The organism is Citrobacter sp. Cpo032, assembly GCF_030332975.1.
In the GTDB taxonomy this organism is placed as follows: Bacteria; Pseudomonadota; Gammaproteobacteria; order Enterobacterales; family Enterobacteriaceae; genus Citrobacter; species Citrobacter portucalensis.
Genome location: NZ_JAOWGU010000046.1, coordinates 1 through 21,246 on the forward strand (window position 1 = coordinate 1; position 21,246 = coordinate 21,246).

11 protein-coding genes are annotated in these 21,246 nt (G+C 50.0%); 6 read left to right on the plus strand and 5 right to left on the minus strand.

Annotated elements, in window-relative coordinates:
* Window positions 1-15: 15 nt before the first annotated feature.
* A complete protein-coding gene (locus tag OGY33_RS15340) occupies window positions 16-6,768 on the plus strand; it encodes an Ig-like domain-containing protein (RefSeq protein ID WP_286571867.1) in 6,753 nt (2,250 codons plus the stop codon).
* Window positions 6,769-6,830: 62 nt separating this feature from the next.
* A complete protein-coding gene (locus tag OGY33_RS15345) occupies window positions 6,831-7,106 on the plus strand; it encodes a hypothetical protein (RefSeq protein ID WP_048215665.1) in 276 nt (91 codons plus the stop codon).
* Between the two features lie 77 nt (window positions 7,107-7,183).
* On the opposite strand, the gene OGY33_RS15350 is transcribed toward OGY33_RS15345, so the two are convergent.
* Genes OGY33_RS15350 through OGY33_RS15370 form a run of 5 tightly spaced genes read right to left on the minus strand, consistent with a single transcriptional unit; the run spans window position 7,184 to window position 13,817 of the window.
* A complete protein-coding gene (locus OGY33_RS15350; RefSeq protein ID WP_048215666.1) occupies window positions 7,184-9,118 on the minus strand; it encodes a bifunctional diguanylate cyclase/phosphodiesterase in 1,935 nt (644 codons plus the stop codon).
* Between the two features lie 9 nt (window positions 9,119-9,127).
* The gene (gene lapG / locus OGY33_RS15355) at window positions 9,128-9,820 is read right to left on the minus strand and encodes a cysteine protease LapG (RefSeq protein WP_410739370.1); all 693 of its coding nucleotides are present in this window, start codon (window positions 9,818-9,820) and stop codon (window positions 9,128-9,130) included.
* Window positions 9,821-9,822: 2 nt separating this feature from the next.
* On the minus strand, window positions 9,823-10,692 hold the full coding sequence (locus OGY33_RS15360; RefSeq protein ID WP_286571921.1) for a transporter substrate-binding domain-containing protein: 870 nt from the start codon (window positions 10,690-10,692) through the stop codon (window positions 9,823-9,825).
* A 7-nt stretch (window positions 10,693-10,699) separates the two neighbouring features.
* Window positions 10,700-11,722: an amino acid ABC transporter substrate-binding protein gene (locus tag OGY33_RS15365; protein WP_231912258.1), complete on the minus strand. Its 1,023-nt coding sequence runs from the start codon at window positions 11,720-11,722 to the stop codon at window positions 10,700-10,702.
* On the minus strand, window positions 11,625-13,817 hold the full coding sequence (locus tag OGY33_RS15370) for a putative bifunctional diguanylate cyclase/phosphodiesterase (protein WP_191238175.1): 2,193 nt from the start codon (window positions 13,815-13,817) through the stop codon (window positions 11,625-11,627). The genes OGY33_RS15365 and OGY33_RS15370 overlap by 98 nt, the downstream gene beginning before the upstream one ends.
* 786 nt (window positions 13,818-14,603) lie before the next feature.
* Here OGY33_RS15370 and OGY33_RS15375 point away from each other — a divergent pair.
* The 4 genes from OGY33_RS15375 to OGY33_RS15390 are packed head-to-tail and all read left to right on the plus strand — an operon-like array spanning window position 14,604 to window position 21,246.
* A complete protein-coding gene (locus OGY33_RS15375; RefSeq protein ID WP_240498915.1) occupies window positions 14,604-16,637 on the plus strand; it encodes an EAL domain-containing protein in 2,034 nt (677 codons plus the stop codon).
* A 45-nt stretch (window positions 16,638-16,682) separates the two neighbouring features.
* On the plus strand, window positions 16,683-18,773 hold the full coding sequence (locus tag OGY33_RS15380) for a methyl-accepting chemotaxis protein (RefSeq protein ID WP_048215671.1): 2,091 nt from the start codon (window positions 16,683-16,685) through the stop codon (window positions 18,771-18,773).
* A complete protein-coding gene (locus OGY33_RS15385; protein WP_057068084.1) occupies window positions 18,770-19,837 on the plus strand; it encodes a chemotaxis protein CheB in 1,068 nt (355 codons plus the stop codon). Before OGY33_RS15380 ends, OGY33_RS15385 begins: the two co-directional genes overlap by 4 nt.
* Window positions 19,834-21,246, plus strand: a complete 1,413-nt coding sequence (locus OGY33_RS15390; RefSeq protein ID WP_032944776.1) for a CheR family methyltransferase — start codon at window positions 19,834-19,836, stop codon at window positions 21,244-21,246. The genes OGY33_RS15385 and OGY33_RS15390 overlap by 4 nt, the downstream gene beginning before the upstream one ends.

A 21,246-nucleotide genomic window follows, 5' to 3' on the forward strand; every position in this document is an offset into this window, starting at 1 on the left:
GACAACGTCGGTCATGTGCTGAAAGAGGCGACGGTCCATGTCAGCGTCACCTCCCACGATGCGGCGGGCAACCTGGCGATCGCCACCAGCAGCCACGACGTACACATTGATAACTTCGCCACTAACCAGCTCAGCATCGACACGGTAGCGACGGAGGATGTGGTGAATGCTATTGAAAACCGCATGACCACGCTGATCAGCGGTGCCGTTGGCGGCGATGCGTCCGTCAACGATCCGGTGACCGTTAGTGTACAGGGGCAAGACTTTACCGGCAAAGTCGTCAACATAAATGGCGAACTGCGCTACGAAGTGGCGGTGCCGGTCGGTACGCTGCAGGAAGGTAAAAATGCGGTGGTGGTGACGCTGATCAGCCACGATGCGGTGGGTAATGAAGTGACCACTCTGGCGCATCACGCCATCACGTTGGACACTCAGGCACATAATACTGTCCGTATACATGATGTCACTGCCGATAACACATTGAATTACCAAGAGCTACTTGCGGCTAAACAGACCATTACCGGTTTTGTTGGCGGTGAGGATGCGAAGGTCAACGATCCTGTCTTACTGGAGATAAATGGCCATCAGTACAGCGGTAAGGTGATTGATTTTGGCCGCGGTAAGCTGGGTTATAGCATCGATGTAGATTCTTCAGCATTTGCTGATAACAGCGGCCATGTGCTGGCGAATGTGAAAATTACCGCGATGGTCACATCTCATGACGCAGCGGGAAACCTGGCGATCGCGACTGATTCCCATAAAGTTCATATCGATAACTACGCGGAAAACACCATTAAGATTGACGCAGTGGCGACGGACAATGTGGTGAACGCCAATGAAAACCGGATGCCGACGATTATTAGCATCGTAGCCGGTGGTGATGCCCGGGAGGGGGATGCGGTAAATATCAGGGTTCGTGGACAAGACTTTGACGGCAAGGTGATCAACGATAACGGTCAGTTACGCTATGAAGTGGTTCTGCCGCATGGAACCTTGCATGAAGGAAAGAACGCGGTGGTCGCGACGCTGGTCAGCCATGACGCGCTGGGCAATGAAGTGACCAGTGAGTCGCACCGTATTATCACTCTTGATACTCATGCGCAAAACACCATCTCGTTAGATAACATTGCTACAGACAATGTTATCAATTACCAGGAACTGTCCGCGGCGACACAGCGCATTACCGGCATCGTTGATGGTGAAGATGCGAAGATCGGCGATCCCATTCAACTCGAAGTTAATGGTCATCAGTACGATAGCCGGGTCATTGACCTTGGTAACGGGCATCTGGGTTACAGCATTGATGTGGACTCATCGGCCTTTGCGAACAATAGCGTCCATGTGTTGACGGATGTCGATGTGCACGTCACTGTCACCTCTCATGATGCGGCGGGTAACCTTGCCATCGCTACCGATAGCCATAAAGTTCATATTGATAACTTTGCCAAAAACGTGGTGACGACGGATGTAGTCGCGTCGGATGATGTGGTTAACGCCATTGAAAGCCGCATGCCGACGCTGATTAGCGGTATCGCGAAAGGCCTGGATGCCAAAGCGGGCGATGTGGTTACCGTCCACGTACAGGGGCAAACACAGGACTTTAGCGGCACGGTGGTTAACGATCACGGCGTTCTGCGCTACGAAGTGTTTGTTCCAACAGGTGTGTTGCAGGAAGGCAGCAACGACGTGATGGTGACGCTGGTCAGTCACGATGCTGCGGGCAACAAGGCGGTGGCGATGGAGCATCGAACCGTTACGCTGGATACCCAGGCGCAAAGTACCGTCACTATTGATAGCGTCACTGATGACGACAAACTTAACCATCTTGAGCTGGATACGCCGATGCAGCTCATCAGCGGTAAGGTGGGCGGTGACGCGCAGATTGGCGATGCGGTGATCGTAGAAATCAATCACCAGACGTTTAACGGCAAGGTGATTGATCTTGGAGGCGGTCATTTAGGCTATCAGGTCCCGGTCAACTCAACGGCGTTCAGCGATAACAAAGGCAACCAGGATAAAAATGTGACCGTGAGTGTCACGGTTATCTCCCACGATGCGGTGGAAAATGAGGTCATTACCACCGCAACCCATGATGTACATATTGATAACCATGCCGCGGCTAAAATCACCGTTGATACGGTGGCGGGCGATGACAAGCTGAACGGCGCAGAAGCTGCGAAACACCTCACTGAGATCATGGGGACGGTTTCGGGCGATGTGCATGTAGGGACTAAAGTTCAGGTTATCGTCAACGGCCATACTTACGACACAACTGTTCAGCGACTCCCGGAACATAATAATGCGCTGGGATATAAGCTGGACGTTCTGAGCCGCGATCTGGTCAAAGACCCGCATATCGTGGCCCGCGTAGTCGGCGAAGATAATGTGCATAATTTCCAGAAAGCGGAGATATCGCACGATCTGGTGGTTGATTTACATGCTAAGGCAATGCTGACGATCGATCCCGTTACTGGCGATAACATGGTCAATGGCGATGAATCAAAACAGCCATTCACCTGGATAACCGGGAAAGTGGCAGGGGATGTTCACGTAAATGACGTCGTTTACCTCACCGTTAATGGTCACGTTCTTACAGGGAAAGTGCACGATGTGGGGGGCGGGGTTCTCGGCTACAGCATTAAAGTCAGCACCGCAGATCTGATCTCCGATCCGCATTTAACCGCGACGGTGAGCACTACCGATGGTGCGGGCAACCCAGCCACGGCCAATGCAGAAACCACCGTTATTATCGATACCCGTGTCGATGCGCAGATAACCATTGATGCCGTGACGCCGGATAATACGCTGAACCTCGCTGAGCAAATGCATGGCTATACGATAGTGAGCGGTACGGTGAGCGGTGAAGTTCATCCGGGCGATTCATTCACCATGACCATCAACGGCCACAACTATGCCGGGGTGGTGGAAGATCGTGGCAATCATCAGATGGGTTTCCACGTACCCGTTGCTACGGCCGATCTGGTTGCCGATCCGCATATCGACGTCACCATGGATATCACGGACGATGCCCTGAACCATGCACAAATTACAGCGCATCATACCGTTACGCTGGACGCTGACGCGAAGGCCTCTATCACTATCGATCCGGTAACGGGCGATGATGTATTGAATAAGATTGAATTGGGGCAAAAGACGACAGTTGTCAGTGGTACAGTCGGTGGCGATGCGAAAATTGATGATGTGGTGCACCTGAATATTGGTGGCCATATGGTTGATGCTATAGTGGTGGACCTGCCGAATCTGGGAACGTTGGGTTACTCCATCAAGGTGGATACGCATTGGCTGCAAAACGATCCGCATATTACTGCAACAATCACCACTACCGATGCGGCGGGTAATAACGCGACGGCAGATGCGCACAGTACCGTGGTCATTGATGAAAAGATTGACGCGATTGTGCATATTGATCCGATTGTTACCGATAGCGGTGATGCGGTGATTAACCATGACGAGGCCCTGAAGCAGCAAACGACGGTTACGGGGACGGTAGGCGGGGATGTCAAAATCGGTGATATGGTTGAACTGACCATCAACCATCAGACCTATTTTGCGCGGGTGGAAAATCAAAACGGTCAGCATGTATTCAGTACAAAGGTTTCGACCTTAGATCTGCTCATGGATCCGAATATTCATGCTGAAGTGACGGCAAAAGACGACGCAGGTAACATCGCGCGTGGGTACGATGATATGCCGGTGCTGGTTGATACCGTTGCTGATGCCGGGATAACGATTGATTCTGCTGTTTCCGAGGGCAACCAAGCCTTGGATCCCGGAAGCCGCCCCGAATTCGTCACGGTAACGGGACATGTTGCTCCAGATGCACAGTCTGGCGATGTGGTTACGGTCGATGTCGGCGGTAGCCAACTGCAAACAAATGTGATCACTCTGCCGGATGGAAAGCTGGGTTACACGTTTAATGTTGTTTCAGGGGGCTGGCATGATGACGGTAATATCACGGTATCCATCACCACACATGATGATCATGGCAATACAGCAACTGCGGTAGAACATAAGTTTATTGACCTTCCGTGGTTAGGCAATATCGCTATTCCAGCCAACACTCCTTATGGTATGCACAACCCGCCGACAACACCGGGCACCGGAACCACACAACCTCACCAACCGACCGTGCATCTCACCGTTGATCAAGTGGCGGGCGATGACGTTCTCAACCACGATGAAGCGCAAAAAGGAACGACAGCAATTCGTGGTCTGGTCAGCGGCGACGTTCAGGCCGGGGACGAAGTGATTGTTACCATCAATCATGTGCAGTACTCCGGGCACGTCATGACTATCCCGACGATGCCGGGACAGCTGGCATACGAAGTGGATGTGCCAACGAATGAACTGCAGGCGCACCCAACGTTTGATGTCTCCATCAAGGCGGGAACAGCGACAGATTCGGTGCAGAAAACCATCACTGTCGATACGGATAACCCGCTGCAGATAACGATGGATAAGGTTGCTGGTGATGATGTTATCAATGCTGCCGAGGCGCAAAGCGGTAAAACAACCATCAGCGGCACGGTAAGCGGTGAAGGGATCCATGACGGCAGCGTGGTGAGTCTGCAGGTCAATGGCAATACGCTAACTGCGGTCGTGCATGATGATAAACATGGTCACCAGGCCTGGTCGACGAAGGTCAGTATCAACGATCTGCACAATGATCCACATATTGTCGCGACGGTATTGGCGACGGATGATCATGGTAACCTGGGGAGTGCCTCTGCCAGCAGCAATGTCGTGGTCGATCTGAGCGCTAATGCTGGCGTGACGATAGATAACATTGCCGGTGACAATGTGCTGAACGCGCGGGAATCGCTGCAACCTAAGATGACAGTAACGGGGTCGGTATCCGGAGATGTGCACCCCGGCGATAAGGTGACTCTGACGGTTAACGGAAACCCTTATGCGGCGACTGTCGACAATAATCATCGCTACTCCGTTGATATCTACACCAAAGACCTGTTGGCCGATCACGCTATTGTCGCGACAGTCTTAGGATATGACGATCACGGCAATGTACAGCCAGCCAGTTTCACGCAGGGCTATTCGATTGATAAAACGGCAAGCGGCAGCATTACCATCAATACCGTTGGTGGTGACGATGTTATCAATGCCGATGAGGTAAAAGCAGGAAGCGTAGAGGTGAGTGGTACGGTGGATGGCGACGTGCATCTCGGTGATAAAGTCGCCATTCTCGTCGATGGCGTCACAGTACATACGCGTGTCATTGAGCTGCCGCATATGAACGGGCAACTGGGCTACAAAGCGATGGTGAGTACGGTCGGGCTGCAAAATGACCCGAATATTCACGTCAGCGTAGAAGGGCAGGATTCGGCGTTGAACCCAATGCATGCCGTAAACGACAAAACGGTCACTATCGATACGCAGGTTGATGCCAGCATCGTGCTGGATAAGGTGTCAGTCGATGATGTGCTGAATAACGAGGAAACTCAGCATGCGAAAACCACCATCAGCGGTTATGTGACCGGGGACGTGGATGTTGGCGATCAGGTGACCATCACCGTTAATGGTAAAGATCTGGTTGCTGATGTGAAAAATAGCGGTGGTCAGAAGGTATTTAGCGTGGATGCCAGTACGATTGACCTGATTCACGATCAAAAGATCCTTGCTCACGTTATCGCCCATGACGACGCCGGTAACCGCGATAAGGTCGATATCGATAAGACCATTACCATCGACAGAACCGCTGTGGGAACGATGGGTATTGATAATGTCACCCAAGATAACGTCCTGAATCATCAGGAACTCCAGGGAGCGACGGTGAGGGTAACCGGGCCTCTTGGCGGTGATGTGGATGTGTGGGATTCGATCAAATTAAAAATTGGCGGTCAGGAATTTAGCGGTTCGGTAGACACGTTGAGCAATGGCGATCGGGTTTATCACGTAGATGTGGACAGTCATATCATGGAAGTGAACACCACATTTTCGGTTGAGGTTAAAGGTCATGATACGCCGGGCAACCCATATTCACAGACAACTTCCCACAGCTATTCGGTTGATCAGCAGGCAGACGCCACGCTTATCGTCGATAAGGTTACCGGGGATAACCATATTTCACGTGCGGAATCACAGGACGCCGTCACGCATATTACCGGCAGCGTGAGCGGTGATGTGCATGATGGTGAGCATATTAAAGCACTGGTAAATGGTCATCAGTACGATGCCATTCTTCATCAGGGCAATAATGGGTTGACCTATGATATTGAGGTTGAGACTTCCGCATTCCGGGCAGGCCATAACCGCGTGAACGTATTGGTCGAGGCGCATGATAACCACGGTAATATTACGCCTTATAGCCAAACGTTGAACGTGACGATGGACGATCCCGCGCCAGTGAAAGGGCATACGGTGGATAAAGGAAATCATGCTGCGATGCAACATGCGCTGCACAACCTGTTCGATGACAACGCATTATCTCTGTCTTACGCACCAGCTGCGACCGGACACGGCCAGACGACAGCGGTACTCAGCGCTGACGATAAGGCGAAGGGGGTGCTTGAAAAAGTCGATCTCAGCGATCTGGCCCGTGAACTGCATGAAGGCGTGGATATTGCGAAGTACATTCAAAGCAGCGGCGATCATCACCTGATCGCCAGTCCGGCGAAAGTGGCGCATGGCATTGATACTGCGCTGTCGACTCCGACAAGCGGCGATCTGCATTCTCCGACCTACTCGTTGGATCACCTGATTGCTAAACCCGATCAAAACCACACTCACTAACGATTGCCTGCTGCCCTGTGTGAACAGGGCAGCAGCATCGTGCAAAATGAAAAGGCACTGATATGAATTCTGATTCATCTGCTGCAAACGTGCAGGCAGAAGGCGTGGCAAAAAGTCCTGAAAATGACAATCAGCAGGCTTTAGCGATGCTGCAAAAAAGCGACCTGGAGATGGTTCGCGTGCTCGACGACCTGATTAACCTGTTGATTCGTAAAGGCGTGATTGCCATTACCGATCTTCCACCGATGGCGCAGGTTAAATTAATGAATCGCGCAAACGCGCGCCAGGAACTTGGCGGGTTAGAACAGCTGCTTGGTAACGATGAACGTATATTTTAGCTGATGCAGGCAGTTTGTAGGCCGGATAAGCGCAGCGCCATCCGGCTATACAAAGGCGTATCAAGACGCCAGTTTTATCACAATGGCGCGGGCTCACCTAATAATTGCCCCATTGCACCATCAATCCCTAATTCTTGCAGCACCATAAGCTCACCTTTCGTTTCAACACGTTCAGCAATGAGCGGCAAATCAATACTGCGCGTGGCGTTGGATAACACTTCAATAAATAACCGTTTATCGTTTTCTTCATTAATATTGCGGATATAGCTGCTGTCGATTTTCAGATAAGCCAGTCCCCACTGCGACAGATGACCAATCATATCGAAACGGCTGCCGAAGTGTTGCAGACCCAGCGAGCAGCGATGCTGACCGACGGTTTTAACAAATGCCGCCATCTGATGGGGACCGGGTAACTGATTTTCATCCAGTTCCAGAATCAACTGACTGGCTAATTTCGGTGAATAGCGCAGCGGGGTGAGTAGCTCAGCAGTGGCGGCCGCACTGGCGACAGAACTGCCGGAGATACTCAACGCCAATTTTCCGGGCGCGGTTTTCAACTGGTTCAATGTCAGTTTCAACATGGCTTTATCGAGGCGATGACTCCAGCCAAAGCGGTGGATCCAGGGCAGGAACCGTCCCGCGGTAATGGCGTTACCCTGCTCATCAAAAATGCGCGACAGCACCTTGTAATGCAGGATTTTGTCCGGCTGGCGGCAATCGACTACCGGCTGATAAACCAGCTGGAACTGCTGATTTTCCAGTGCATGCTCCAGACGCACAAACCACAAATGCTGATCTTCTGTACTCGCAGGAACTTCAGTGGTGGGAACCACCTGATGGTCGGTGTGTGTTTCCGCTTCAACCAGCAGGCGATCGGCCTGGATCAGCAATGATTGAGCATTATCTCCGGCGTTAAACGGCACCATGCTGGTATAGGCCACCGGCTGTTGGTCTGACATTCCGGTGGCGTAAAAGGCTGTCAGTTTTTGGCACAGCGAATTGCACAAATCCAACATCTCACCATGTGTGACGCCAGGGCAGAGTAGGGCGAACTCACCGCCGCGAATGCGGGCAAGCGTGCTGTCGAGAGGGGCATACTTTTCTCTGTGCGCGTTCAGCAGGTTGGCGATGTTGAGCAACAGCTTATCAGTATGCGGTCCGCCAAAGCGCTGATTCAGACCGCCTAAATCCTGAACGCGGACCAGCATCAGATATCCCGGTGCGGTATCGGCATCGCTTAGCCGCGCCTGGAGCTGCATATCGAAAGCCCGGCGATTGGCAATTCCGGTTTGGCTGTCGAGATAAGCTTCATTATGCAGGCGCTCGCTATAGATAGCTTGTTCTTCAAATAACGATTTAAGCTTCGCGGCCATTAAATTCATGGCGCCTACAACGCGGCGTAATTCCGGCGTTTTGGGTAACTCGTGGAGCGTCAGAAACTCGCGACGAGTAATAGCTTCGGATTGTTTTGCCATGTAATTGAGTGGGCGCAGCAGTTTGCGCAGCAGCAGAATACCGGCGATTAAGCTGGCGAGGCTACAGGACAGCATCCACAGCAGGTTGCCTAAGGTATTGTCCCACAGACGCTGCACGGCAAAGATAGGATCGCTGGTCACTTCCACGCGAGCTGCCTGCTGCCAGCCGCGCATAATCGTTGCTTCACCGGTTTGCGGGGTAACATCCACCAGATCGACGAACCAGGCCGGGACGTTGGGAATTGACGCTGCCGCACTGCGCTCAAGCATTATTTTGCCGTTCGCCAGATCGACAATGCGGATTTTTTTGTAGTAACCACTATCGAAAATGGAACTGACCATCAGCTCGATCATTGCCGGGTCGTTGACGTTGGGCGTTAGCGAAACGCCTAGCGCCGTTGCGGCATCCTGGGCATGTGAAAGGAGTTGGTTATTGGACTGATTGCGAGAACTCTCCAGCGTCACAATAAAATTGCCGCTGAACACAACCATCATAAAGAGAGAGATTGCCAGAAGTAACTGTTTAAAAAGAGACACGGGCGATTCCTATTTATCCATCGGGAAGCCTTCTTCCCGCATTTTGGTGAAAACTTGCTGCCAGCGAGAAAGCCTCTTGCTGTCCCCAACGCGTTTATTGTTTTGATTGCCGGGAAGCCAAAGGCCGGTGTTGTTAAAGGAGTAGACGGGTAATAGATCCATGCGCTGCGTCGCAGGAGAAATAGTGCTGGTCAGACTGTCGAGTACCAGAGGAATCGCCTCAGGGGTGGCGTACCAGGTCAGCACCATGTGTGCGCGGTTTAAACGCAGGGCTTTAACATAGGTGATGCGAAGTTTGTCTTCTGATACTCCCAACTGGCGGAGGGTGAAATATTTGGCGATCGCGTAGTCTTCACAATCTGCCTCACCCTTGCGCAGCGACTCGATAGGGGTTGCCCAGTAATCGACGTTATGCCAGACATCAATGTCTTCGGTATAGCGGATCTTATCGTTAAAGAATTGATTTACAGCGCGTAATTGCGTTTGCTCGTCAGCATTACGCAACTGGAGCAGAAGCTGTTGCCAGGCGTGGATCCGTTGCTGCGCTTCTGGCGTTGCCGGGCCATAAAGCGCATCGGATTTTTGTTGAATATTGGCAAAATCCCAGGCCGCGCGCAGCGAATGGACTGACAGCAATAGCAGCAGCGCCCCGGGGATTTTCCACAGGCGCAGCAGGCGGTGGCCTAAGCAGCGGCGGATAATGTTCAATGGCTATGCTGACAACTGCCCGGTGACGGGTTTTTCAGCTTTTCGCAGGACCAGGGAGACAACCACTTTTTACGTAATTGCACGTTGGCCGGCGAGGCAAAAAAATCTTTCAGCGTACTGTCAACAAACGTCACAAACTGCTGATCGTTTTTCCTCATCATAATGGCATAGTGCATATCATTACCGATGCTCTCAGAAGAGACGCTGAACAGTTCAGGTTGCTCGCTATGATTAATTAGCGGCCAGGCCAGAATATCATCAATAAAGAAAGCGGCGGATTCATTATGCGCCATCTTCTCAAATGCGCCCTTAATGGTGGTGCTGGTAATCGTTGAAATATTAAGATGTTGCTCTCTGTTGGCTTTATTAAATTCCAGCAAATCTTTTGAGCTTCCGGTCAGACTCACCGTGCGACCTTTAAGATCGGAAATTGACCGTATATTATTTTTACGTAAAGAGATGATGCGCATTTTTGCGGTGTAATAGTTTTCAGAAAACGACACGCTGGCGGTCCGCTCCGGCGCATTGGTATTTACGCCACAGTCCATATCTATTTTACGCGAGTTTAATGCGGAGAAACGTTCGGCAAAATTCACGGGAATGTAATGAACGGTTAAATTGTTGAGCTTCAGATACTGGCGCAATTTATCGGCAATCATGTTGCATACCGCAATGGTATAACCCGTGACTTTGCCATTGTGGTCAGTAAAAGAAAACGGCGGCAGCTGGCGGTAACCCACGTTGAGCACGCTGCTGTTCTGAATATGATCGAGTGTCGCAGCGTTCTGTTGCGCCATCAGCGCGGGGGTGATACCGATGCCTGCCAGTAAAAACAGCCATTGCGCTGTACGCTTCACCCTTGTCATCTCACGATTAATTATATTTTTCATAATCAAAACTGATCTTCTTTTTAGCAGACGTTAATGCTTTCAGGTTATCTGACATGGGAATGTTTAAATTAATGGCCTTCGGCGGAATCGGTGACTGAAACCATTTATTGTACAGCGCAGTAAATTCGTTGCTGGTCATCAGGGAAGAGAGCGTGTCATCAACAAATTCTTTAAATTCTTTATCGTGTAACGGGAGTAACAAGCCGGCCGGCAACGGGGCGCTGAGCGCAATATCGGAAAGTTTATAGTCTTCAGGATTTTGTGTTTGCGCGATCATCCCTTTGAGTAGAACCGTACTGGAGATCAGTGCAGAATACTCACCACTCTTCAGTTCATTGAATGCGGTAATATTGTTGGTATCGAGTTGAATATTAATATCCAGGTCATTGGCAGTATTCACTTTTTGCAACTGTTCAACGTAAATCGTGCCGCTTTTTACCAGTACGCTATGTCCAGAAAGTTCTGTCAGATTGTCGTTGCTCTCATTTTTACGCATGACGAAACGGGTACTTGAAAAATAAAACGGCAGCGAGAACTCGCTAACGCTGTGGCGACTTTTCGAATAAAAGGCCGGGATACACATGATGTCTGCCATGTGATTTTTAATCAGGACAAATTGCGATGCCGAGTTAGCTTTTACCCACTCGACCTTCAGATTTTTAAGCTGAAGTTTTGTCTTGAGTGCGCTGACGATACTGTTGCAAATATCAATGGAATAGCCGGCTGGTACGTTGCCATTCTGCCAGGAGAAAGGAAACGCATCATCCTGATAACCAAGGGTAATGCTTTTCTTGCTGGCGATCTGCTCCAGCGTGTGCAACGGCAGGGCAGAGCCTGCTAAGCATGGCGTTGCTGAAACTATTAACAGGGCAAAAATCGTCAGCATGCGCTTTACCGGGCGAAAGAAGTCAGACATTGCACAGTCCTTCTTCAATGGCCTCTTTAGTAAATGCGGAAAGCACTTCACGCTCGCGCAGCGGATAGCTAAAGAAATAGCCCTGAACATTCTGGCACTCAATGTCGCGCAGAATGTCGCGTTGCTGCGCGGTTTCTACCCCTTCAGCGGTGACCGACATATTGTACTTATGGGCAAACTGAATCAGCATCACAATCAAATACTGACTGGCATTATCCTGCTGCAGTTTATCGACCAGCGTGCGCGCTATCTTGATGCGAGTGAAAGGATAGATCAGCAGATAATCCAGTGCCGCGTAGCCGGTGCCTAAATCATCCATCGCAATTTCAATACCCAGAGAGCGGATCTCTTGCAGCACGGGTAAGGCAATCGACTTATCCAGCTTTTCGGATTCGGTAATTTCTATTTCAAGACGTTCGGCTGCAAGTTGACTGATGCGTAACGCATCTTTGATCACGTCAACCAGTCCTGGACTGTGCAGCTGGTAGGCCGATATATTGACGGCTACCCTGATACGTTCCGGCCATTTGGCAGCGGCTTCACAGGACTGACGAATAATCCATTCGCCCAAACGCACGATCAGACCGGAGTTCTCGGCAATGTTGATAAAATAATCAGGGTAAATCAGTCCTTTAGTTGGATGATTCCAGCGGATCAGTGATTCGTAGCCATACACGCTTTCATCTTCCAGATTGATGATTGGCTGGTAATGAAGTTCGAACTCCTTGTTATCAATACCATCGATAATTTCCTGATTAATAAACAGGCTGTGAGTTTGCATCATCACCATGCCGTCTTCGAAGAAATGGAAGCAACCCCGGCCGTGATGTTTAGACGCGTACATGGCAAGGTCGGCATTAATCATGAGCGTAGAGCTATTATTGCCCTGCCTGGGCGCGGTGGTAATACCGATACTGCAGCTGATGGAAAAAGTATGCGTGCTCCAGGTAAACGGGGTGCTCAGCGCGCGGATGATTCGCTTCGCCAGGCGATGTGCTTCTTTGATGGCGTTGTCATCGACATGTTGCAAAATGGCGAATTCATCACCGCCCAGACGCGCCACGATATCGTTGGGGCCCAGCAAAAGCTGCAGGCGCTGGGCAACGCTGATTAACAGTTCATCGCCCGCTTTATGGCCAAAGGTGTCGTTCACCGGCTTGAAGTTGTCGAGGTCAATCAACAGCAGGTTGAACGCTCTGTCCTCCTGATGAAGTTCACTGACGCGCTTATCTAAAGCCAGGCCAAACGATACGCGGTTGGGCAATCCGGTCAGCGAATCATGATGGGCCATATGCTCCATCTTTTGCGACATTTCATGCATACGTTGCAGATAGCCGCGTTCTTTCATGGCGACGCGCAATTTTTCAATCGCCCCGGCCAGATGTCCAATCTCATCGTCCTGATCGAGATAGGGCGTTATACAGTCCGTCTCTTCATGGGCGATGCGGGTAAGGGAGTTAATTAGCAGCGGAACCGGACGGAATAAACGGCGCATAAACATCGTGACCAGCGCCAGCGTTACCAGCAAAATCAGGACAAAAATGATACTGCTCTTTTTCAGCATCGCATCGTAGGTGGCGTAGAGATCGCTTTTTTTACCGATGCTGCTTATCAGGCTACCGAGGATCTCACCTGAAGGCGTCAGAATAGGGACGGCGCTGATAAAGCACTCTTCGCCATTAATCTGGGCGAAGCCAACATAGTAGTTACCCAGCACATCGCGCGGCAGACGACCGGGGAAAGAGATGATCCCATCACCCTCTTCTGACTTGTTGTTGATGCCAACAAACCCTTTCTCCGGCGTATACAGAAACAACCATGTAGGGCTATGGGTCTGTACTGAAGCCAGTGCCAGAACGTCAACCGGGTTATAACCGGTTTGCATAATAGAGTCGGTGTCACCAATCTGTCTGTCGGAGACAATGCGGGATATCTGCCCTGCATCGCTGGTTTCGACCGAAACGGTGGTATACACGTTGCGGATGATGTAGGTCATAATCTGTGCATTCGCCTCAGCCCGTTGCACCCACTGCTGATAAGAAAAGTTATCTATCAGGCTCCAGTTGGTAAACGCGCCAGCACTAAACGCAATAACGATACCCGCCAGCAAGAATTGCGTTATTTTGCCAGTGATTGAATGTTGCCACCCTTTTATTGCTTTAAGGGAAAACAGAGACTTTGCCACGGATTATGTTAATTCCTGAAAAGATTATTCGGTGCTAAAATTAATTTCTGTTATTACTTGATGGAATATTATTGTTGCAAATAAGTAGATGAAAGATGTGAAACGTAATGACGTAACAAATAACTAACATTGAACCATGGTGAGTAATGACAAAAATAACGGTATGCGAATATAGATAACGCAGATCTTTTCGTCAATAGGCAAAAGTGTACATAAAAATACATTTTCTGAATGCCCCTTTCAGGATATTAATGTTGACATTCATGGCGCCTGAGAAGGTTTTTTATACGTACTGGTTGGAGGTGTTGGGAAACTGACAAAGGCTTTTTATTTTTTAATAAACATCAATGAATTAGCTGTTCTTCTGACAAGCGCTTTAGTGATTTCATCCCCACCGGATGTCCATTTTTGTCTATAAATGGGTATTTATTTCCTTATTTGATATGAATAATATGCTCTCTTCATTATAGAACCTTATTTTATTTTCTCAGTGCGCGGTCAATGTTGACAATTTTGCTATGGTTCATCGGCTGACCCAAAAGGATTTGTTTGTGACATTCGAGTCTGGATTAAAGTCCTATTGGTATAGTGCATAGCGGATAAATTGATTTGGACGCAATAATAAATTCAAACACGATAAAAAACATTCGGGAATGGTGCCTGCCACTTGTCTTACCTGGCCTTTTTTACCCGCTGGCACAATATCTTAACGGTTATAGCATTCTCAATAATACTATTTTAACAGTTTACGATCTCAAGCTAGCCGTATTTTCTGCCGCATTGGTCTTGTTTGGTTTTCGGGTGTTGCCGGGATTTCTTCTGTTCCTGACGGTCATGTTTGTGGTCGGTCCGCAAAATGAACGGGTAGATGCGTTGTGCCTGATCATCGCGTCGACCTTAAGTTATGCCGCGTACCGCAAATTCACCGGCAGACGCAGCTGCGTTAGCTTTGGTCGCATCAAAATTAGCTTTAATCGTCTGCTCTGGCTTTGTGGCTACAACGTCCTGCTGTATCTGGTGTTCAGCAAACTCTTTGCAATGTTTGTCGCCCACGGACAACGCCCCGATGTGGATAACATTCCGGCGTTGAGTCTGGGCATGCTGGTACGTATTCAGGGGATCATCAACGGTTGCCTGACGGGGATCCCTTTATTTTACAAGATTTACCGCATCATTCGTCGACCGTCTTTCCTGCTGACCTTTATGCGGGCCATTGCCGAACAGTGTAAAGGCAATGTCGGCGTCTACGGCGTTATATCCTGGTGCATCTTGCTGTTTTTTCTGATGTTCTTCTTAACATCACCGGATAATTTGGATGTTTTTTTCTCTATCTATAGCCTGATCCTGTTATTTCCGTTGATGTTGTGGGGAGCAATCAAGATTGGCCACTTGTTCACAATGCTGGTGTGGACGATCGTATTAATCATCTTAGGCAAACATAACGACAGCTATATCGCCAGCAATGTTAACTTCATGCTGCATCAGGCGCTGGTTTCGACGTTGATCTTTGTCTTTTCACTCACCATTGTGATCATGGGGGTACTGGCAAAATTTACCCGTCAGCGTTTTAACCAGGCGCTGCTGCTGGGGCTGACTGACCCGATGACAGGCATGGCAAATTTACGGGCGCTGAAGACGGAGCTATTTACCACTGAACGCGCGACCGTATGTCTGATACAGATCCCCGAGCTGGAGCTTTTTTCGCGTCGCTATGGTTTTCATTTCCGCGCCCGCTACCAGAAGATCCTTGCTGAGCATTTGCGCAGACATCTGGTGAAAAGCGAGAAAGTCTATTACCACGCGGGTTATGATCTGCTCATCCGGCTGGAAAATGGCACCTGGGAGCGGCTATGCGATCTGTATCAGGCCGCCAACAGTTTTCGTCTCTTTTACAACAACCATCGGTTGGGTTTTCGCAGTGGTTTGGGCTATTGCCTGATTAACGATCTGAGTGATGACATTTATCAGCTGGTGGGGAAACTGGGCATGGTGGCGGGTTTATCACTCACCAACGGCAGGCCGGAAAACCTTGAGGCGCAGCATAGCCGGATCCTTGGCAACCACATTGTTGATAAAACGGAAATTCGCACTGCGCTGCAAAATGCGCTGGATAACAATGCGTTTGTCCTGATGGCACAGCCAATAGTCAGTACCCACGGTGAAGCGCCGTATCATGAAATATTGATCCGTATGCTTAACGAACGGGGAGAATTTATTCCACCGAACAGTTTCCTGCCGGTTGCTCATGATGCGGGGCTGGCACCGGATATCGATCTCTGGGTTATCGAAAACACCCTCAAATTTATGCGTAGCCACCCGCAGCGTTGTTTTTCTATTAACCTGGCACCAGTAACGGTGTGTCGTTCAAATATTGTTACGAAGATCACCCAACTCCTGCACGACTACGCGGTGGAGCCACAGCGGATTATTTTTGAAATAACGGAAGCAGATACGTTATCAGACAAAGAACAAACCGTGGAAACGCTACGTTTAATACGTCAGCTGGGATGTCGGGTGGCAATTGATGACTTTGGCACCGGGTTTGCGAGTCATGCGCGCTTGATGAATATCGAAGCAGATATCCTGAAAATAGATGGCTCTTTTATTCGACGGATCACCGAAAGTGAAATTAGTTACTACATCGTTGAGTCATTCTGCCGCGTTGCTGAAATGAAAAAAATGCAGGTGGTCGCTGAATTTGTCGAGAACGCCACTATTCAGGCCTGTCTGGAAAAAATGAATGTGGGCTGGTTACAGGGATATCACATTGGCAAACCTACGCCGCTGTTCACGCTCGAATCACAGGGCGCTAGCTCCTGATGACCAAAAAAAGAGTAATTTCTTCTCAGGTAGAGAATAAAAATCATGAGTGACATTATTAAAGTAAAAAATCGAACGGCGAATACCACCAGTGAGGGACCGCGCGCTCGACTATTGTCCTGGCTGCACAACATCCATCCCGGTGTGGCGATGAAGCTCGGTATGATTTTGGTTGTTTGTATCGCAACGTTGCTGATTGGCGCCTCTTTTATATTATCGTCTTATCTTTCCAGAGAATTGCAGGTCAATGCGCTGGAGATGATTAAAACCAACACGCGGATATTCCACAACAGTATTTCTAACGAGTTTCAGCGCGTGACTCGCGATGCGGAACATTACAGCAATGTTTATATTAATAATTATCAAAACGTTGCCAATAAACCGCTGCGTTATATGGACTCTACTGAATTAAAAACGGTGCTGAGCAACCCGAATACTAACTCACATTTCACCGAGTTAACCAGCGTATTTGCCAGTACGTTTATTCTGCAAGGCGAGCAATTTGTGCGTGTCAGCAGTACGTTACTGGCGAGTTCAGGCAATACGGCAACAGCAACAGCGCTAGGGCATGATAATCCGGCATTGCCGCTGCTTTTGAAAAATAAACCCTTTTCCGGTGTGGTCACACTGTTCGGTAAACAGTTTATTAGTCACTACGAACCGATTGCCGACAAATATGGTCAGGTCGTGGGGGCCGTCGCGGTGGGTTTCGACGTCAAACAGAGTTTGCAACCAATCATTCAGCGTTTGTTGAATGTGCATATTGGTAAAGATGGCTACGCCTATGTGCTGGATGCCGGATTTGAACCAGGTCGTATGCTGGTCCATCCCTCGTTGAGCAACCAGCAGGCAATTAATATTACCGATGCTAATGGTTTTAAGCTGTTTGCCGACATGCTCGAACACAAGAATGGCATCACTTACTACAACTGGGTGAGCGGTTATGGCGCATTGCCGAAGACCAAAGTTGCCGTTTATGAATACGTTGAAGGGATTAACTGGATAATCGCCACCACCAACTATGTTGATGATGTCGCCAAGAGCAGCAATCTGGTGCGTAACGGTCTGCTGCTGTTCACCGCGCTGCTGCTGCCCATCATTTTACTGCTGATTGCTGTGGCCAGCCGTTTCCTGATTTCCCGGCGCTTAAACCGTGTCCTGGGGATTGCACAAACCATTGCCGAAGGCGACTTAACGGTGGATGTTCAGGTCGATCACCACGATGAGATCGGCGAATTGCTGAGTGCAGTGGAGATGATGCGTCAGCGTCTGCACTCGTTGGTAGGCGGTATGGTTTCTCATGCAAATTCGGTACATCAGGCATCTTTGCATATTACCGAAGCGGTCGATGGGCAGGCATCAACCAGCGTGGAAACCTCATCTTCAGTAGCTGAAATTACCTCCACCATGGAAGAGCTGTCTGCCTCATCGACACAGATAGCTGAACACTCACGGGCGGTTGTGGATATTGCCAACCAGACGCTCGAGGATTGCAATAAAGGCTCCGAGTCGATGTCGCAATTGCTGATGCGTATGACGGATATTGATACCGACAATCAGCAAAACATGCGTGAAATCATGATGCTCGGTAGTAAGTCGACGGAAATCAGTCGCGTGATGGTGATCATTAACAGCGTCGCGGATCAGACGAAACTTATCGCCTTTAATGCAGCGCTCGAAGCTGCCAGCGCCGGGGAAGCCGGTAAGCGTTTCTCGGTTGTGGCGGCTGAAATCCGCCGTCTGGCGGATTCGGTGACGGAATCGACGGTTGAAATTGAAAATAAGATCAGCGAGATCCAAAACGCGATTAATCGTCTGGTGCTGAACGCGGAAAAAGGCGGCGAGAGCATTAAAGCGGGCGCAATAGCCTGTAAAGTCAGTGCCGAGCATCTGAACGATATCGTTGTTACGGCCGAGCAAACCTCGACGGCTGCGCTGCAAATATCGCTTTCAACACAGCAACAGAAAACGGCGAGTAATCAGGTGGTCATGGCGCTGCGTGAGATAGTTGTTGCCAGTAACTATACCTCGCAATCTATCAAAGACATTCTGGTTGTCAGTCAGGATATGACACAACTGTCGAAAGCGCTGAAAGAGGCTTCGTCCTCATTCACACTGACGGAAACAGATGCATGAATAGCAGCAACATTCGGGTACTGATCCTCGACCTGGGCAGCGCATCGCGTAATGAGCTGGTCAGGCAACTGGAGGATCACCCGCACATTAAGGTGGTAGGGCAAGCAGCCCATCGCAGGCAGGCGATCCGACTGTTGCAACAGCTGATGCCTGACCTGCTGATTCTGACGCTGGATATTTCGGGCGCCGATAACGTCGAAATCGTGGAAACGATCATGGCAACCAGCGCAATCCCGATCCTTGTCATGAGATTTTGTCCAGAGAATCAATGGGATGATGACTACATTTCCCGTGGTGCGTTGGCGGTGTTGCACCATAGCAGTGATTCACCACTCTCAACGGATGCTTTGCATCGTAAAGTAGAATTATTGGTCGGTGTGAAAGTCATTCGACATATCAAGGGATTACGCTATCCAGGCGAACCGGTAATCCCCACTGTACGACCGATGATAGACGTTGTAAAAACGCCACAGGACTGGCCTTTTGTGCTGGCGATTGCCTGCTCGACGGGCGGGCCGCAGGCGCTCAGTAAACTGTTACAGAAGCTGCCCGGTACGTTCCCGTGCCCGGTACTTATTGCCCAACATATTGCCGATGGCTTCGCGAAAAATATGGTGCATTGGCTGGATAGCGTGACCGATCTGAAGGTGCGACTGGCGCAGGAGGACGATCGGGTGGAAGCGGGGTATGTGTATATATTGCCGCCGGAGCAGCACCTGATCGTCAAAAGCAACCAGCGTTTAGCGGCGATCCCAAGACAGGAAAGCGACGTTTACCATCCCAGTTGCAACCTGTTGCTGGAGTCGGTGGCTGAGGTGTTTCGCGAAAAAGCCGTCGGACTGATTATGACCGGCATGGGCAGCGATGGCTGCCGCGGCATTGAGCTTATTGTCCGCCGTGGCGGAACAACGCTGGCGCAGGACGAAGAAAGTTCGGTGGTATTCGGTATGAATAAGAACGCGATCGACAAGCAACTGATACACCGCACGATCCCCCTGGATGGTCTTGCTGCGGTACTGCTTTCGATGGCTTGCCACGGGCATGTTGAGAGTAAATTGCCATGATCCCTAATCTTCCTGACTATGCTCGCCTGATCAAAGAACGGGTCGGTTTGCACTTCGATAACGCCATGGAAGCATTGCTGAAAACGGCGCTGGGTCGGCGAATGGCCGAGCGAAAAATCAATGATTACTATGAATACTATGAACAACTGCGTAGCTCGCAGAATGAGTTTGATAGTTTCATCACGCTGATTACGATTAACGAAACCTATTTTTTCCGTGAAAGCGATACGCTGGATTTAATCTGCGATAAATGGATCCCGCGTCTGTTGCAACAGCGCAGCGGCCCGGTGCGTATTCTGAGTGCCGGATGCTCTTCCGGAGAGGAAGCCTACTCGTTGGCGATCAAGCTGCATGAGAAATACCTCGGCGGGATGGCCCAGCGCATCGAAATTTACGGCTGTGATATTGACCCGGCAATCCTGGCAAAAGCCCGCAACGCCTGCTATTCAAGCTACTCGTTTCGCGGCGTCGACCCGAGTATTCAGCAACGCTACTTTACCCGCTCGGGAAACCTCTACCGGCTGCATGATGAGATCCGTGAGAAGGTCTCCTTCCATCGCACCAACATTATAAAAGAACAGTTACTGCCGGAAGTGGACATCATTTTGCTGCGCAATGTGTCCATCTATTTTGATACGCCAACGCGTCGCGAGCTGCACGGTAATTTGCTGAAGATGTTGCAACCACAGGGAGCCTTATTTTTTGGCAATGCGGAAACGCTGGCTAACAATTTCGACATTCTGAAGCTGGAGCAGGAAGAGGGGATTTTCTATTTTTGCCACCATCGTGAAGCGGCAAGGGTTGTGCCTGTCCCCAGAGTTGCGGTGCGCATTCCGCAGTCGAGAGCGGTGGTTGAACAGGTTCCTCTGGTGCCCACGGCGCAGCAGAGTAATGACTGGCTGAAGAAAGCACGCGCCAGCCTGGATGAAAAATGTTTTTCTGAAGCTGAAAAGTGTATCGCCTGTGTGTTACGTGACGATCCCCGTAATCAGGATGCGCTTTTGATCCAGGGCGTTATTGCCCTCGAGCAGCGTGAATTTTCTCAAACAGCCGGAAACGCACAGCAGATCCTCGCCCAGGATGAGTGGTCGGCAGAGGCCAAAATGCTGCTCGGCCTGGCGATGATGTGGCAACACCAGACCCAGCAGGCCATCGCCTGGTTCAAGCAGGTGGTTTATCAGGAACCCGGCTACTGGCCTGCGCACTATTATCTGGCTGAAATGTACCGGCAAAGCGAGTTATACCAGCCTGCTCAACGGACTTATCGTGTGGTGATGCAGTTACTGAACGACGAGATAAACAATCCGTCATCGGTTTGTCGTCTGCGTTTGCCAATGGTATTTCCTGGCAATACGTTTCGTTTCCTGTGTGAACATCAACTGGCGCAATTCGCCCATCAAAGTGGCTAA

Coding starts and splice junctions, on each gene's coding strand:
- OGY33_RS15380 (WP_048215671.1), top strand. CDS start 16,683: ATGAGTGACATTATTAAAGTAAAAAATCGAACGGCGAATACCACCAGT.
- OGY33_RS15385 (WP_057068084.1), top strand. CDS start 18,770: ATGAATAGCAGCAACATTCGGGTACTGATCCTCGACCTGGGCAGCGCA.
- OGY33_RS15390 (WP_032944776.1), top strand. CDS start 19,834: ATGATCCCTAATCTTCCTGACTATGCTCGCCTGATCAAAGAACGGGTC.
- OGY33_RS15345 (WP_048215665.1), top strand. CDS start 6,831: ATGAATTCTGATTCATCTGCTGCAAACGTGCAGGCAGAAGGCGTGGCA.
- OGY33_RS15365 (WP_231912258.1), bottom strand. CDS start 11,722: ATGTTCAGGGCTATTTCTTTAGCTATCCGCTGCGCGAGCGTGAAGTGC.
- OGY33_RS15360 (WP_286571921.1), bottom strand. CDS start 10,692: ATGACAAGGGTGAAGCGTACAGCGCAATGGCTGTTTTTACTGGCAGGC.